At 64.3% G+C, this 16155-nt stretch carries 11 protein-coding genes; 6 read left to right on the top strand and 5 right to left on the bottom strand.

All coding sequences use genetic code 11. From position 1 onward, the window contains the following. Positions 1-155 precede the first annotated feature (155 nt). The 3 genes from secF to yajC form a co-directional block, all read right to left on the bottom strand. The gene (secF, locus tag NU688_RS23555) at positions 156-1115 is read right to left on the bottom strand and encodes a protein translocase subunit SecF (RefSeq protein ID WP_257863225.1); all 960 of its coding nucleotides are present in this window, start codon (positions 1113-1115) and stop codon (positions 156-158) included. A gap of 9 nt (positions 1116-1124) precedes the next feature. Next, positions 1125-3026 (bottom strand): protein translocase subunit SecD, encoded by a 1902-nt coding sequence (secD, locus tag NU688_RS23550; protein ID WP_257863224.1) that lies wholly within the window; start codon positions 3024-3026, stop codon positions 1125-1127. Positions 3027-3105: 79 nt separating this feature from the next. Further along, positions 3106-3438, bottom strand: a complete 333-nt coding sequence (gene yajC, locus NU688_RS23545; protein WP_257863223.1) for a preprotein translocase subunit YajC — start codon at positions 3436-3438, stop codon at positions 3106-3108. Positions 3439-3814: 376 nt separating this feature from the next. Here yajC and NU688_RS23540 point away from each other — a divergent pair, with 376 nt between their 5' ends. Then, positions 3815-4906 (top strand): YhcG family protein, encoded by a 1092-nt coding sequence (locus NU688_RS23540; RefSeq protein ID WP_257863222.1) that lies wholly within the window; start codon positions 3815-3817, stop codon positions 4904-4906. On the opposite strand, the gene NU688_RS23535 is transcribed toward NU688_RS23540, so the two are convergent. After that, positions 4907-8518 carry an indolepyruvate ferredoxin oxidoreductase family protein gene (locus tag NU688_RS23535; RefSeq protein WP_257863220.1) on the bottom strand — a complete coding sequence of 1204 codons (3612 nt, stop codon included), beginning with the start codon at positions 8516-8518 and terminating at the stop codon, positions 4907-4909. Between the two features lie 180 nt (positions 8519-8698). Between NU688_RS23535 and NU688_RS23530 the strand changes: the two genes are divergently transcribed. The 4 genes from NU688_RS23530 to NU688_RS23515 all read left to right on the top strand — a co-directional run bounded on the left by NU688_RS23530 (position 8699) and on the right by NU688_RS23515 (position 13446). Then, entirely contained in the window at positions 8699-9175 is a 477-nt protein-coding gene (locus NU688_RS23530; RefSeq protein ID WP_042577412.1) for an Lrp/AsnC family transcriptional regulator, read from the top strand. 114 nt (positions 9176-9289) lie between these two features. Beyond that, positions 9290-11776 carry a M23 family metallopeptidase gene (locus tag NU688_RS23525; protein ID WP_257863219.1) on the top strand — a complete coding sequence of 829 codons (2487 nt, stop codon included), beginning with the start codon at positions 9290-9292 and terminating at the stop codon, positions 11774-11776. Between the two features lie 8 nt (positions 11777-11784). Beyond that, entirely contained in the window at positions 11785-12507 is a 723-nt protein-coding gene (locus NU688_RS23520; RefSeq protein WP_257863218.1) for a hypothetical protein, read from the top strand. 105 nt (positions 12508-12612) lie between these two features. Continuing rightward, positions 12613-13446, top strand: coding sequence for a hypothetical protein (locus tag NU688_RS23515; RefSeq protein WP_257863217.1), 834 nt, complete (start codon positions 12613-12615; stop codon positions 13444-13446). 9 nt (positions 13447-13455) lie between these two features. On the opposite strand, the gene NU688_RS23510 is transcribed toward NU688_RS23515, so the two are convergent. After that, positions 13456-15135 (bottom strand): M28 family metallopeptidase, encoded by a 1680-nt coding sequence (locus NU688_RS23510; protein WP_257863216.1) that lies wholly within the window; start codon positions 15133-15135, stop codon positions 13456-13458. Positions 15136-15370: 235 nt separating this feature from the next. Here NU688_RS23510 and NU688_RS23505 point away from each other — a divergent pair, with 235 nt between their 5' ends. Beyond that, the gene (locus NU688_RS23505; RefSeq protein WP_257863215.1) at positions 15371-16144 is read left to right on the top strand and encodes a basic amino acid ABC transporter substrate-binding protein; all 774 of its coding nucleotides are present in this window, start codon (positions 15371-15373) and stop codon (positions 16142-16144) included. The last annotated feature ends 11 nt before the right edge of the window (positions 16145-16155 follow it).

The following is a 16155-nucleotide window of genomic DNA, read 5'->3' as shown; positions in this document are numbered from 1 at the left end:
AAGGATCGGGAAGGCCAGGGGGAACTGTTCGTCGGCAACACCCGCGAGCTTGCATCGGGAAGCGCCACCGCACAAGTGCGGAGCGTGCCCGGCGTTGCATGCGAACAGCGGTGCGGCCGTGCCGCCCGCTTTTTTGTTGAACCCTGAAGTATCCGTCAGACGACGGCGCCGGCGTTCGGGTCGTCCTCGGCGTCGCCTTCGCGCTTGGTCGGCGGGCCGCCGCCCTTGATCAGGTCTTCGCGCTTCACGCCCAGCCACATCGCGATGGCAGCTGCCACAAAACACGAGGAGTAGATGCCGAAGCAGATGCCGATGGTCAGCGCCAGGGCGAAGTAGTGCAGGGTCGGGCCGCCGAAGAAGAACATCGACAGCACCACCAGCTGCGTGGAGCCGTGGGTGATGATCGTGCGGCTGATGGTCGAAGTGATCGCGCTGTCGATGACTCCGGCCGTCGTCATCTTGCGGTAGCGGCGGAAGTTCTCCCGCACACGGTCGAAGATCACGACCGATTCGTTCACCGAGTAGCCCAGCACCGCCAGCACCGCCGCCAGCACCGCCAGCGAGAACTCCCACTGGAAGAAGGCGAAGAAGCCCAGGATGATCACCACGTCGTGCAGGTTGGCCAGCACGGTAGCCAGCGCAAACTTCCATTCGAAGCGAAACGCCAGGTAGATCATGATGCCCGCGACCACCATGGCGAGCGCCTTCAGGCCGTTGCTGGTGAGCTCGTCGCCCACCTGCGGGCCGACGAATTCATTGCTGCGCAGTTCCACCGTCGGCTCGACCGCCTTCAGGGCGCCCATCACCTGGTCGCTCTGCTGGGTCGAGGTCATGCCCTTGGCCACCGGCAGGCGGATCTGCACCGCGGTGCCGAAGCTCTGCACCTGCACCTCCTGGTAGCCCAGCTTGGCGACGACCTCGCGAACCTTGCCGACGTCGGCCGACTGCTTGTAGGCCACTTCCATCACCGTGCCGCCGGTGAACTCCACCGACAGGTGCAGCCCGCGGTGGAACAGGAAGAACACCGCCAGCGCGAAGGTGACGAAGGAAACGATGTTCAGCACCAGCGCGTGGCGCATGAACGGGATGGTCTTGTGGATCCGGAAGAATTCCATGGCTGTCTCTTATTTGGTTTCGGCCACGGCTGCGGCATCGGTGCCATCGGCGACATCGGTCTTCGGACGCCAGACCGTGCCGATCGACACGCTCTTGAGCTTCTTCTTCTGCCCGTACCAGAAGTTCACCAGACCGCGCGAGAAGAACACGGCCGAGAACATCGAGGTGACGATGCCGATGCAGTGCACCACCGCGAAGCCGCGCACCGGACCCGAGCCGAAGGCCAGCAGCGCGATGCCCGCGATCAGCGTGGTCACGTTGGAGTCGAGAATCGTGCCCCAGGCGCGCTCGTAGCCCGCGTGGATCGCCGCCTGCGGCGACGCCCCGTTACGCAACTCTTCGCGCACGCGCTCGTTGATCAGCACGTTGGAGTCGATGGCCACGCCGATGGCCAGCGCCATCGCGGCAATGCCGGGCAGCGTGAGCGTGGCCTGCAGGATCGAGAGGATGGCCACCAGCAGCATCAGGTTGACCGCCAGCGCGATCGACGAGAACACGCCGAACAGCGCGTAGTAGAGGCACATGAACACCATGATCGCGGCGAAGCCGTACATCACGCTTTCATAGCCCTTCTTGATGTTCTCGGCGCCTTGCGTCGGGCCGATGGTGCGTTCCTGGATGATCTCCATCGGCGCGGCCAGCGAGCCGGCGCGCAGCAGCAGCGCGAGGTCGTTGGCTTCAGACACGGTCATCGAGCCCGACACCTGGAAGCGGTTGCCCAGTTCGCCGTTGATCGAGGGAGCGGTGAGCACTTCGCCCTTGCCCTTCTCGAAGATCAGCATGGCCATGCGCTTCCTGTAGTTCTCGATGCTGACCTGCCGCATGATGCTGCCGCCCTTCGAGTCCATCGTCAGGTCGACCTTGGGCTGGTTGGTCTGCTGCTCGAAGCCGGGCTGCGCGTCGGTGAGGTTTTCGCCGGTGACCAGCACCTGCTTCTTCACGATCACGGCACGGCCGCCGCGGTCGAGGAATTTCTCGGAGCCGAACGGCACCGGCCCCGTGCCCTGTTCGGCCGCGCGGCCTTCGGCGCTTTCGTCCACCAGGCGCATTTCGAGCGTGGCGGTGCGGCCGATGATGGTCTTGGCCTGGGCCGGATCCTGCATGCCGGGCAGCTGCACGACGATGCGGTCGATGCCCTGCTGCTGGATCACCGGTTCGGCCACGCCGAGTTCGTTGATCCGGTTGTGCAGCGTCGTCACGTTCTGCTTGAGCGCCGCGTCCTGGAAGCGGCGCGCGGCTTCGGGCTTGATGCTCGCCACGATGCGCGACTCGGTGCCCTGCTGGCTCTCGACGGTGCTCAGGTCGGGCATCTGGTCCTGGATCAGGCGCCGGGCGATCTCCAGGCTGTCGGCATCGCGCAGCGTGATCTCGACGGTCTGGCCGTTGCGGTTCACCGCGCTGCCGCGCACCTTCTTGTCGCGCAGGGCGGAGCGGATGTCGCCGGCGAAGGACTCGGCCTTCTTGTCCAGCACGCCGCGCATGTCCACCTGCAGCAGGAAGTCGACCCCGCCGCGAAGGTCGAGGCCCAGGTACATCGGGAAGGCATGCAGCGCCGTCAGCCAGTGGGGCGAGCGCGACACGAGGTTCAGCGCCACCACATAGGAGGCTTCGTCTGCGTTCGGCACCAGGGCCTGTTGCAGTGCGTCGCGCGCCTTGATCTGGTCGTCGGTGCTGACAAAGCGCGCCCGCACGGCGGTCGGCTCGAGCGTCAGCAGGTCGGGCGCGAGGCCCGCCGCCTTGAGCACGCCCTCGACCCGGGCCTGCGTCGACGCATCGATCTTGATGGTGGACTTGGCCGCCGACACCTGCACCGCAGGCGACTCGCCGAAGAAATTGGGCAGGGCGTAGACGAGCCCCACGAGCAGCACGATCACGATGATCGTGTACTTCCAGACCGGGTAACGGTTCATGAGAAAGCGCTTTTCAAGAAACGGGACACGGCGTGAATTGGGGCCCTGCGCCGCAAAGCGCAAGGATCAGCTCACGCTTTTATTTGACGGCGCCCTTGGGCAGGACCTGCACCACGGCGCTGCGCTGGATCTTGACCTCGATGCCGTTGGCGATCTCGAGGCCGAGGTACTGGTCGCCGATCGAGGTGATCTTGCCGAGCACGCCGCCGGCCGTTGCGACTTCGTCACCCTTGGCCAGGGCTTCGATCATGGCGCGGGCTTCCTTCTGGCGCTTCATTTGCGGGCGGATCATGACGAAATACAGCACCACGAACATCAGCACCAGCGGCAGCATGCTGCCGAGGGAAGACAACATGTCGCCGCCGCCGGCGGCTGCGGGCGCGGTCTGGGCGAAAGCAGAGGAAATGAACAAGAGAGTCTCCAACAGAGGGAAGAGAAGAAAGCGAGAGGAGCGCGGGCCGGGCCTGCCATTCCATCTCTGAGCGGTCGCGGGAAAAACCGGCCGCAAATCAAAGCTCGGCGGGGCTTGGCCACCGCACAGCACCGGGCATTGTATTCGGGGCACGGCGCCCTTCGGAGCCCTAACCCGGCGCGTCGCACGGGGCTTTCAGGAGACTCCATGCACTGCGGGCGCTACGCTTTTGATAGCTCCTATTGCAAGTAATGCCGCATTCGCTGCTCTTTTCAGACTGGCTGGCACCGCAGGCGCGAGGCGCGCCTGCGGCAACCGGACAATTCCGCCCCGCCCCGCCCCGCCCCGCACCACACGCGCAAAGCAAGGAGAACCCATGAGCAAGCGCAACAGCTTGACGACAGCCGATGCCCCCGCCGCCCTTCACAGGGGCGGCTCCGACCTGCTCCTGACAGACCTGCGCCAGTTGATCGAGCAGGCCCGGCAGACAGCCGCAGCGGCGGTGAACGCAGGCCTGACGCTCCTGTATTGGCACATCGGCCAACGCATCCGCACCGAAGTGCTGGGCGGCCGGCGCGCCGGCTACGGAGAGGAAATTGTCGTATCGCTGTCGCGACAATTGGCAAGCGACTACGGGCGCGGCTTCGAGGAGAAAAACCTCCGGCGCATGGTGCAGTTCGCCGAGGTGTTCCCATCCGAGGAAATTGTCGTACCGCTGATGCGACATTTGAGCTGGACGCACTTTCTGGCGCTGCTGCCGGTCAAGGATCCGCTGGCCCGCGACTTCTACGCGCAGATGTGCCAATTGGAAGGGTGGAGCGTCCGCACGCTGCGTGAGCGCGTCGGCTCGCTGCTCTATGAGCGAACCGCACTTTCGCGCCAGCCCGAGGCGTTGATCCGCCAGGAACTCGGCGAGTTGAAGAACCAGAACCCTGCCGAGCCGGCCTTGCTGCTGAAAGATCCCTACGTGCTCGATTTCCTGGGCTTGCAGGATCGCCACCTGGAGAAGGACCTCGAAGACGCCATCTTGCGCGAGCTGGAGGCCTTTCTGCTCGAACTTGGCGCCGGTTTCAGCTTTGTGGCCCGCCAGCGCCGCATCCAGCTCGATAACGACGATTTCTATATCGACCTGTTGTTCTACAACCGCAAGCTGCGCCGACTGGTGGCGATCGAGCTGAAGCTTGGCGAATTCCGCGCCGAGTACAAAGGCCAGATGGAGCTGTACCTGCGATGGCTCGCTCGCCACGACCAGGAACCGGGCGATGCGCCGCCATTGGGCATCATCCTTTGCACCGGCAAGAAGCAGGAGCAGATCGAGCTGCTGGAGCTGGACAGGTCAGGTATCCACGTGGCGGAGTACCTCACCGTCCTGCCGCCACGCGAAGTGTTCGAACAGAAGATCCACGGCGCCCTGATGGCCGCCCGAGCCCGGCTGAACAGCCGGCTCGAGAGCGGCAGCACCGACTGATCAGGCCGCCGCGCGCTGCCCCTGCGGATTACGCCACTTGGCCATCAACTCGCTCCAGCGCGTGCGGGCCGCCACGAGGTTGCGATCCTTCACATGCCCGTAGCCGCGGATCTGCTCGGGCAGGCTCGCGATCTCCAGCGCCAGCGCGTGGTTGTCGGCACGCAGGGCGCCGATCACCTCGTCGATGCTCGCGCGGTACTCGGCGATCAGTGCGCGCTCGGTCTTGCGTTCTTCGGTGCGGCCGAAGATGTCGAGCGCCGTGCCGCGCAGGCCCTTGAGCTTCGCGAGGAAGCGGAAGCCCGTGAGCATCCAGGGGCCGAACTTCTGCTTCTGCAGCTGGCCCTTGGCGTTCTTCTTCGCAATGATCGGCGGGGCGAGGTGGTAGTTGAGCTTGTAGTCGCCCTCGAACATGCCTTCGACGCGGTCAAGGAACGAACGGTCGGTGTGCAGGCGCGCGACTTCGTACTCGTCCTTGTACGCCATCAACTTGAACAGGTAGCGCGCCACCGTCTCGGTGAGCGCCGTCTTGCCCGGCAGCGACGATTCCGACTGCTGCACCTTCGCCACGAACTGCTTGTATTCCTCGGCGTAGGCGGCGTTCTGGTAGCCGGTCAGGAACTCGGCGCGGCGTGCCACCAGGCCCTCGACGGTCTCGCGCTTCTTGAACTCGATGACCTGGCCCGGGCGCACGCGCTTTTGCAGCTCCTCGGGGCGAACCGCAGCCTGGCGGCCCCATTCGAACGCGGTCTTGTTGTTCTCGATGGCCACGGCATTGAGCTCGATGGCGCGCATCAGCGACTCGTGCGCCAGCGGCAACCAGCCCTTTTGCCAGGCGTAGCCCAGGATCATCGGGTTGACGTAGATGCTGTCGCCCATCAGCGTGGTGGCGGCCGCGTCGGCGTCGAAGGTGCCGATGCCGACGATGCCCACGGCGCGCGCGATCTCGGCGGCGCAGGCGTCTTCGGGGTTCTGCCAGTTGGCGTTGCGCACGAAGGCGGCCGTCGGCGAGCTGTGGCTGTTGAGCGCCACGTGCGTGCGCCCTTCGCGCATGCGCGCCATGGTTTCGCCGTTGACGGTGACCAGCGGATCGCAGGCCAGGATCAGATCGGCGGCCGCGGTGCCCACGCGCGTGGTGCGGATGTCGTCCTGCGTGTCGCCGATGAGCACGTGGCTCCAGGTGGCGCCGCCCTTTTGCGCCAGGCCCGCCGCGTCCTGCGTGACGATGCCCTTGGCCTCGATGTGCGCGGCCATGCCGAGCAGCTGGCCGATGGTGATGACGCCGGTGCCACCGACGCCCGCCACCACCACGCCCCAGACCTTGCCGCCGGCCAGCGACGGAATCACGGGCTCCGGCAGCAGGCCGAATTCGGCCGGCGTCGCGCCCTTGCTCTTGCTCTTCTTCTTGAGCTGGCCGCCCTCGACCGTCACGAAGCTCGGGCAGAAGCCCTTCAGGCAGCTCATGTCCTTGTTGCAGCTGCTCTGGTTGATGGTGCGCTTGCGGCCGAATTCGGTCTCCAGCGGTTCTACGCTCAGGCAATTGCTCTGCACGCTGCAGTCGCCGCAGCCTTCGCAGACCAGCTCGTTGATGACCACGCGCTTGGCCGGATCGACGGCCGTGCCCCGCTTGCGGCGGCGGCGCTTCTCGGTCGCGCAGGTCTGGTCATAGATGATGGCCGTGGTGCCGGGCATCGCGCGGAACTCGCGCTGGATCTCGTCGAGCAGGTCGCGGTGCTTCACCTGCACGTGGTCGCCCGGAATCGAGACGCCCTCGTACTTCTCGGGCTCGTCCGTGACGATCACGACCTTCTTCGCGCCCTCGGCATGCAGGCTCTCGGCAATCTGCAACACCGAGTGGCCTTCGGGGCGCTCGCCGACCTGCTGGCCGCCGGTCATCGCGACCGCGTCGTTGTAGAGGATCTTGTAGGTGATGTTCACGCCGGCCGCGATGCTCTGGCGAATCGCGAGCAGGCCGCTGTGGAAGTACGTGCCGTCGCCCAGGTTCGCGAAGATGTGCTGGTCGGTCGTGAAGGGCTGCTGGCCCACCCATGGCACGCCCTCGCCGCCCATCTGCGTGAAGCCGATGGTGGAGCGGTCCATCCAGGTCGCCATGAAGTGGCAGCCGATGCCGCCCATCGCGCGCGAGCCTTCGGGCACCACGGTGCTGGTGTTGTGCGGGCAGCCCGAGCAGAACCACGGCTGGCGCGTGGCGTCGGCCACGCTGGTGGAGGCCTGCTGCACCACCATCGAACGCTCCTTGGCTTCGAGGATGGCGAGCTGCGCGTCGATGCGCGCGGTCATGTCGGCGCCGGCCGCGGCCAGCAGGCCCGTCTTCTTCAGGCGCAGCGCGATCGCCTTGGCGATCATCGCGGGGTTCAGGTCGGCGTTGGCGCGCAGCAGCGTGTGCGAGGTCGGGTTCGGCACCGACCATTCGCCGCCCGAGTAACCCTCGGCCGCATGCACCTCGCCCTCGTCGAACTTGCCGACCACGTTGGGCCGCACATCCGAGCGCCAGTTGTAGAGCTCTTCCTTGAGCTGGTATTCGATGACCTGGCGCTTCTCCTCGACCACCAGGATCTCCTGCAGGCCCGTGGCGAATTCGCGCGTGAGCTGCGCTTCCAGAGGCCACACCACGCCCACCTTGTGCAGGCGGATGCCGAGCTGGCGGCAGGCCGCGTCATCGAGCCCCAGGTCGAGCAGCGCCTGGCGCGTGTCGTTGAAGGCCTTGCCGCTGGCCATGATGCCGAAACGGTCGTTCGGGCCTTGAATGACGTTGTGGTTCAGGCGGTTGGCGCGGATGTAGGCGAGCGCGGCGTACCACTTGTAGTGCATGAGCCGGGCTTCCTGCTCCAGCGCATGGTCGGGCCAGCGGATGTGCAGGCCGCCGGGCGGCATTTCGAAGTCGGTGGGAATGACGATCTCGACACGCTCAGGGTCGATCATGGCCGTGGCGCTCGACTCGACGATCTCCTGGATCGTCTTCATGCCCGACCACACGCCCGAGAAGCGGCTCAGCGCGAAGGCGTGGATGCCCAGGTCCAGGATTTCCTGCACGCTGGTCGGAAAGAACACCGGCGTGCCGCAGGCCTTGAAGATGTGGTCGCTCTGGTGGGCGGCGGTGGAGCTCTTGGAGATGTGGTCGTCGCCCGCCACCGCGATCACGCCGCCGAATTCGGTGGTGCCCGCCATGTTGGCGTGCTTGAAGACGTCGGAGCAGCGGTCCACGCCCGGGCCCTTGCCGTACCAGATGCCGAAGACGCCGTCGAACTTGTTGGTGCCGGCGGGTGAAAAGCCCAGTTGCTGGGTGCCCCATAGCGCAGTGGCGGCAAGTTCTTCGTTCACGCCCGGCTGGAAGACGATGTTCTGTTCCTTGAGGAACTTGCTGGCCTTCCACAGCGCCTGGTCGTAGCCGCCGAGCGGGGAGCCGCGGTAGCCGCTGATGAAGCCGGCGGTGTTCTTGCCGGCCTGCTTGTCGCGCAGTTGCTGCAGCATGGGCAGCTTCACGAGGGCTTGCACGCCGCTCATGAACGCGCGGCCGTAGTCGAGGGAGTATTTGTCGTCGAGCGTGACGGTCTCTAGCGCGCGGCGAATGTGCTCGGGCAGCGGGGCATTCATGTTGTCTGTCTCCGTATTGGCAGGGCCTTGTGGGCCTGGCTGGATTGGCTGTGGGTCTGTGCCCGGTAGGGCGCGAGCCCATGATCACGCAAAGTGTATGCCGGGGTTCGCGACAGGTGTTTGCGTTCTTTGCCCCGAAAAACGCGCTTCCAGAAAGAATCTTGCTTAATATCCATCCCCATGGAAAGCATTGACAAGTTCGACCTCGCAATCCTGCAAGAACTGCAGGCCGACGGCCGCCTCACGAACGCCGAGCTTGCGCAGCGCGTCGGGCTCTCAGCCGCGCCCTGCTGGCGGCGAGTGCGCGCGCTGGAAGAAGCCGGCTTCATCAAGGGCTACCGCGCCGAGATCGACCGCCACAAGATCGGGCTGGGCGTGCTCGCTTTCGTGCGCGTAGACACTGAGCGCGTCACCAACGAGGCCACCCGCAAGCTGGAAGACGCGATCCGCAAGATGCCCGAGGTAGTGGCCTGCCACTACATCAGCGGCACCGGCACCTTCGAGCTGCAGGTGGTGGCGCAGGACCTGAACGGTTTTTCGGCCTTCGCGCGGCAGCATTTGATGAATTTGCCGAACGTGAAGGACCTGCACACGAGCTTCTCGCTCGGTGAGGTGAAGGCGAGCAGTGCGTTGCCGCTGGGGCATCTGGCGAAGTAGCGGCGCGCCTCGGTCCAGCCCATGACTTTTGCCCGCTTCGCGCGGGTTTTGTGCGAGCCCCGCGTGCAGGGGTGACCATTGTTGGCATTGCGAAATCGGTGAGCCGACAAGACTGTGGAAACCAGACCGGGACGGGTCCGGCTCTCCACTTTCTTCTTCACGGTTCGCATGATCCTCAGCCCACCTTTTCTGCCTGCCCGCACGTCGCAATCCGAAGCAGCCTGGCTCGACGCCGCCATGGCGCAGCCGACCTCCCGGCTCTCCAACACCAACGCCCCCGAGGGCTCGTTTCCCCTCAGCCTCCGGCTGGCCTGGCACAACGGCATCCACATCCAGGCACCGCAGGCCGCGGGCGCGTACCTGCCGGTGCGCGCCGTCGCCGACGGGACCGTCGTCTTCGTGCATCCGCCGACCGTGCCCAACAACGACGTCAACCACGCGCTCAACTACAACCCGTTCAACGGAGGCACGCCCAGCCCTGCGTGGACCAGCGACGGTTTCGTCGTCATCGAGCACAAGGGCGAGATCGGGGCGGCAGGTGCGGTGGCCACCGAGTTCGTCTACTACAGCGCCTGCATGCACCTGGGGAGCCTCGCCAACCACGCAAGGACGCGCCAGCCGCTGAAGGCCGGCGACGTCGTCTTTCGCAAGGAAGCGCTGGGCACGCCAGGACAGATCTACGGCCACGACGGGCAGGTTCATTTCGAGATCTGCTGCGACGAGGCGAACCTCGAAAAACTCACCACCCGCCAACGGAACTGGGCCGATCCGCTGGCGCCCCAGCCACCGACGGCCAACGGCCGCACCGACGCCGTCTTCGGCAGCCTCTACATCTATGTGCCCGCAGGCACGCCGACCCGCTCGAGCCAGCCGACCAGTCACTTGCGCTCGGCCGTCCACACAGGCGGCGCAGCGAGCGCCGCCACCGATTTCTTCCTGCCCGACACCTTGCGCGCCGCGCAGTGGGTGCAGATCACTTATGAGCACGGCAGCGCGATCCTCGCCAGCTACGACAAGCTGGGCGCGCCGATCGGCCAACCCCGCAACGACAGCCGCTACGACTACATCACCGTTGCCACCATGCGCCCCGGCGCCTCGCAGAGCTTCGAGTACGACCTGTCCGCCGTCGCCAACGACCGCCACGGCACGCTCGATGCCGCCACGCAAGCCATGAGCAGCCCGAGCGGTTGGTACGAACTGCTGCGCTTCGGCCGCAACCTGGGACCCGACGCACTGCCGGCCAACGCCGCCCACTGGCGCAAGGTCGTCACGCCGGAAGGAGGGCTCTGGGTCGATCTCAATGCGCCCGGCACCTTCAAGTTCAGCGATGCCGATTTCCTGGCGATCACGGGCTGGAATTGCTTCGACGATGACCCGACCCCGACCGACCAGCGCTGCGATTCGCTGCGCATGAAGACGCTGATCCGCGATCCGGACCGGACGAACGACCGGCGCATGGAGCGGGCGCAGTTGGCGCGGCGATTGGGAGAACCCGAGGTGCGCAACAAGTTGCGCCGTGCGATCTGCAAGTTTCCGAGCGAGTGGGACCAGAAGGATGTCGAGAAACGGTACGGCTGGCTGGAAACGGAGGACTTCAAGTCAACGGACGACGACGCGACGGGGGCGCAGAAGTGGGAGCGGTTTGTGAGGCATGCGAAGGCGGTCACGTTTCTTGAATTACCGGAGGCGTTTTTGAAGGCGGACTGGCGGTTTCATCCTCGAGAATTCGTGGGGCATATGAGGAAATGCGGATGGTTAAGTCGCAGCGAGATGGAGAAAATTTACAAAAGCCACGATCTCCGCAACAACAATCCCGCCAGATTCGATGCCATCAGGAAATATCAAATTTCGCTGAATTCGATGACGCGCAAATATCTGCTGAATACATCAAAGAGATTGCCTCATATTTTAGGTCAAGGGGCGGAAGAGTCCAGTTTTCTGACAGCAATGCAAGAAGACTCCATGACCGGGAGTGCGGTGAATGGAGAGGTTCACGGTCAAGTTGGCGGGAAAGACCCGCAATCCCTTCGCAACGAACTCGATTTTGGCCATTGGTGGGGCTTCAGTCCGAATGAAAGAGTGGATTGGTACGGATCAAAAAAATTCAACAGCAAAGGACTTCTCATTGCCAGCTCGTACAACTGGAGAATGGGCAACCTCGGAGATCCGGACGCTCAAAAATTTCGAGGCAGAGGATTCAAGCAATTAACGGGCAGGCTCAACTACGTTCAATATTGGGTATACCGCGGATGGTTGGCCAGAAGCAGCTTTGACAATCAATGGTGGACCGATCCGCAATATGTGGCAAGAAATGCCCGGGGAATGACCAGAACCCCAGGCATTGTCGATAACCCCGAAGTCATTGGAACATCAATTTATAACTGCATGGATGCCGGAGGCTGGTATATGACATTTCAGCGTCCCGCCGTGCTTCGTGCAATGGACGGCGACATGGATTACCTGGCTGTCGGCGCCAACGAGCTGGCTCAAGAAACCACGGTATCCAAAGCGGTCACGCTTGCCATCAATGGCGGAGAGATCGCTTGGGACAGGCGGCTGAAAAACACAAGGTCCGCGAAGAAAATCATCCTCGACCAATGAGATCCAAAATGCTGAAAAAAACAATTCTCGCCGCATCTTTTTTCATGATGCATTCACTCTGCCTGTCACAGGAAATAAGCGCGTTAAAGACCGATCGACAAATTTTGACGCTGAGCAAAAACTCAGAATCTTTGTCCTGTCGAGTCAATCTGGATTTCGAGAGCTTTCGATACTCAGGCGATCGTCATTTTTTGATTTTCAAACAAGTCAAAAAAGGCTTCTACGCTCCCTTTTACACGAATTTTGTCAAACTGACCGATGCGTACGATCAATGCAAAAAAACCTCGCGAATTCAGCTATCACACGACCCGGCCGGCGAGAATATTCTGGACATCAATGCGGTAGGAAAAATTTACATAACCTATTTGGAAGACATGCACCACATCGGCGGAGGCACATTGGCCACCCGGGTTTCTTATGCGGTCAGGCGCCTGCCTGGCTCAAAGGAAATCATGTTCCCATTCAGCGTCAGAAAAAATGAATCCGATGAAAAGGCGATGCAAAGAATAGGTCGCACTGGAGGCATGTCATCTTATGAATTTGGAATTGTTCCAGATGGCATCCGCCTGATATCAAAAAATGGAAAATACATCGCCCCCGCCGGCATTTCTTGTAGTACGGAAAATCCTTACGAAGACGTCTGGAGTCTTGAAACACGAAGGAAGATTTCCGCAAAAGAAATGGAGGGATTGAAGCGGAAGAACGTCCGCTGCGAAGATCTTTTTGGCTGACCGTCAACGAGAGGCGACGTGCCAGCATTTCTGCCAGCCTGAAATCCTCCGGCGCGGTATGCGAGCATCCATCCCTCACCGAGACGAGAAAGAACAGGGAGCCGCATGAATCTCGACCCCAGCCGCCGCGCACTGGACCATCTGCAGCAGGTCCGCCTGCTCACCGACGCCGAACACGCGGCGGCCGCCAACGATCCGGAGTTGCCCAATGCCCTGTTTCGCACGCCAGCCGAAGCCCTCGCCTGGGTCGTCGCCCGCGAGATCGTTCCGCAGGCGCAACTCGCCGACCTCCCTGCCCGCGCCGCCGCCGCGGGCCAGGAGAACGAAGCCCAGGCCATCGTCTCCGAAGCCACCGACCTCATCAGCGGCGAGTTCCCGCTGCCACCTTGGGCGCAGCTGCACATGCGCCTGCTGGACCGCCGCGTGCACGACGGCGTCAGCGCGAACGCGCTCGATCAGTTGCTGAGCCTGCAGTTGATCGACGCGACGCAGCACGCGCACAGCCTCTCGATGCTGCCCACCCACGAGGAAGCCTGGGCCGCGCCCGATTCGCTGCCCGCCACGCTCGCCTGGACGGTGCTCCGGTCGGGCGCGCTGAGCGAGGACGAATTGAGGGCGCTCGCCGGCCGCACGGAGCATGAGGACATCGTCGCGGACGCCATGGCCCGCGTGTCCGGCGCGCGGACGGAGATGCGAACGACGAAGACCACGACGACGTTCTCCATCGATTCGCTCGACTTCACCACCTCGTCGTCTTCGTCGACATCTTCCTTGCCGTCCGTGCCGTTCGCGTTGCCACCGTCTTCCGGCTCGCAGACGCGGACGTTCACCTGGACGTCGTCCTCGCTTTCAGCGCCTGCCCCGAGCAGCTGGAAGAAGAAGTTGATCGGCGTCGTCGTGGTCGCGCTGATCGCGCTCTACCTCCTCTTCGGCCGCTGAAGCAGAAGATCAGCGCCGCTCACTGCGGCTCGCATCGCGCGTCGCGCGGAATTCCGATCCCTGCCCCCATTCGGGCCAGCGCTTGCTGTTCGCCAGCGTCTCGCCCACGCGATAGAGCAGCGGCAGGTCGTGCGCCATGCCGGTGAAGGACCAGTCGGCCTTCCATTCGTCGGCCGGCTGGTGGTAGCGCTCGGCGGTGTAGGCCTTGCTGGACGCTTCGCCGGCCGCGAGGCCACCCTCGACCCAGTCGTTGCCCGAGGCGAACGAGAGCGCCGGCACGCCGCGCTTGGCAAAGGAGAAATGGTCGGAGCGGAAGAAGTAGCCGGCCTCGGGGTGCGGGTCCGGTGCGTAGGCCAGGCCAAAGCCGTTGGCCTGCTCGACCAGCAGGTCCTGCAGCTGCGACACGGCACTGCCCGAGGTGCTGAAGTTGCGCGCCGGGCCTTCGGGGCTTAACGCGTCCATGTTGATGACGGCCACGGTCTTCGCCAACGGGTACAGCGGCTTGGCGCCGTAGAACTCGGAGCCCAGCAGGCCGCGCTCCTCGGCGGTCACGGCCAGAAAGACGACGGAGCGCTCGGGCTTCTTCGGCGCGCTGGCGAAGGCGCGGCCCATCTCGATGAGTGCGGCGAGGCCGGTGCCGTTGTCGACCGCGCCGTTGTAGATCCTGTCACCCTTGGCATCGGGCGCGCCCACGCCCAGGTGGTCCCAGTGGGCGCTGTAGATCACCGTTTCGCCGGGGCGCTGGCGACCCTCGACGCGGCCGACCACGTTCTTCGAGACGATCACCTGCCGGTCGATCGCGTACTCGGCCGTGAGGCTCGCGTCCTTGAGCAACTGGGGCTGGAACTCGCGTGTCTGCGCGAGCTTCTTCTGCGCCTCGAAGTCCAGGCCTGCGCGGCGCAGCAGCTCGACCGCCACATCGCGCTGGATCCACGCCTCCAGCTTGGGATGCACCGCAGCCGGCTGGTCGCGCTCGATGTCGAGCATGGTCGCGGTGTTGGAGTTCTTCACCGTGGCCCAGCCGTAGGCGGCAGGCGCGGTCTCGTGCACGATCAGCACGCCCAGGGCGCCGCGGCGCGCGGCCTCCTCGAACTTGTAGGTCCAGCGGCCGTAGTAGGTCATGGCCTTGCCGCCGAAATCACCGCTCCCGGTTTCGAAGTCGGGGTCGTTCACCAGCACGACGGCGATCTTGCCCTTGAGGTCGACGCCCTTGTAGTCGTCCCAGCGCCGCTCGGGCGCGCTCACGCCGTAGCCCACGAAGACCAGCGGCGCCTGCTGGATCGAGACCGACGTCGAGCCGTCGAGCGCTGCACGCACCGCGATCTGCTCGCCCTGCACCAGCGCATCGCGCTGCGTACCGACCTGCAGCGCGAACTGCGGCGTGCCGCGGAACTCGGTCTTCACCAGCGGCACCGACTGCGTCCAGCCGCGCTTGCCGCCCTCGAGGTCGCCGCCGGGCACGAGGCCCGCGGCCTTGAACTGCGCCACGAGGTAGTCGACCGTCTTCGCCTCCGCCGGCGTGGCGGGTGCGCGGCCCTCGAAGTCGTCGCCGGAGATGGTCTTCACGATCTGCGACAGGCGCTGCGGATCGAAGCGCGGCGCCGGATCGTCGGCGGCCAGCGCGCTCGTGGCGCTCCATGCCAGGCCGATGCCGCAAAGAAGAAAGGCAGGTCCAAGTCGCCGGGTCATGCAGAGCTCCTGAAAGGGGAAGCCCCGGATACTAGACAGCGCGCCATGGCCGCCGGGCGATGTCCCCGGCCCCGCCCGGAGAACCTTAGTTAGCCCTTGGGCGCGCTTGCGGCGAGGACTCAGTCGAAGCACTCACATTCCGCTTTGCGGAGGGCACGAAAGGGAGGCCGATAGCGCCAGCCTAAAATCCTCGCCCACCACCTGCCGCCTTTCGCGGATCGAAGAGGACCCTCGAATGAACCCCATCCGCCGCGCCCTGGCTTCCGGCCTTGTCGGCCTCGCTGCCGCCATGCTCGCCTTCGGCACCCAGGCCCAAACCCCGAACCGCGAACTCACCGTGGCCTCCAGCGCCACCTACGCCCCCTTCGCGTTCGAGAACAAGGACAAGCAGATCGTCGGCTTCGATATCGACATCATCAACGCCATCGCCAAGCAGCAGGGCCTGAAGATCAAGATCGTCAACACGCCGTTCACCGGCATCTTCGGTGCGCTGAACAACGGCGACGTCGACCTGGTGATCTCGGGTGTGACCATCAACGACAAGCGCAAGCAGAGCTACGACTTCACGCCGCCCTACTTCGCGGCCCGCCAGCTGATTGCGCTGCCGAAGAACAGCACGGTCGCCTCGCTGAAAGATCTGGCCGGCAAGAAGATCGCGGTGGTGAGCGCCTCCACCGCCGACGACATCGCCTCGCGCGAATTCGGCAAGACCAGCCCCAACATCCGCCGCTTCGAGAGCACGCCGCTCATCATTTCGGAGCTGGCCGGCGGCGGCGTCGATGCGGCCATGGGCGACAACGGCGTCATTGCCTACCGCGTGGCGCAGCATGCCGACCTGAAGACGCTGGACGACAAGTCCTTCCCCGAAGAGGGCTTCGGCATCGTGGTGAAGAAGGGCGACAAGGCACTGCTCGACAAGCTCAGCGCGGGCCTGGCCGCAGTGCGCGCCGACGGCAGCTACGTCACGATCTACAAGAAGTGGTTCAACAAGGACCCGAACGTGCGCTGAGCCGCACGGCA

This window comes from Variovorax sp. ZS18.2.2, assembly GCF_024701975.1.
Classification (GTDB): Bacteria; Pseudomonadota; Gammaproteobacteria; order Burkholderiales; family Burkholderiaceae_C; genus Variovorax.
The sequence above is the reverse complement of the archived record's forward strand: the minus strand, read 5'-3'. Positions and strand labels throughout refer to the sequence as shown.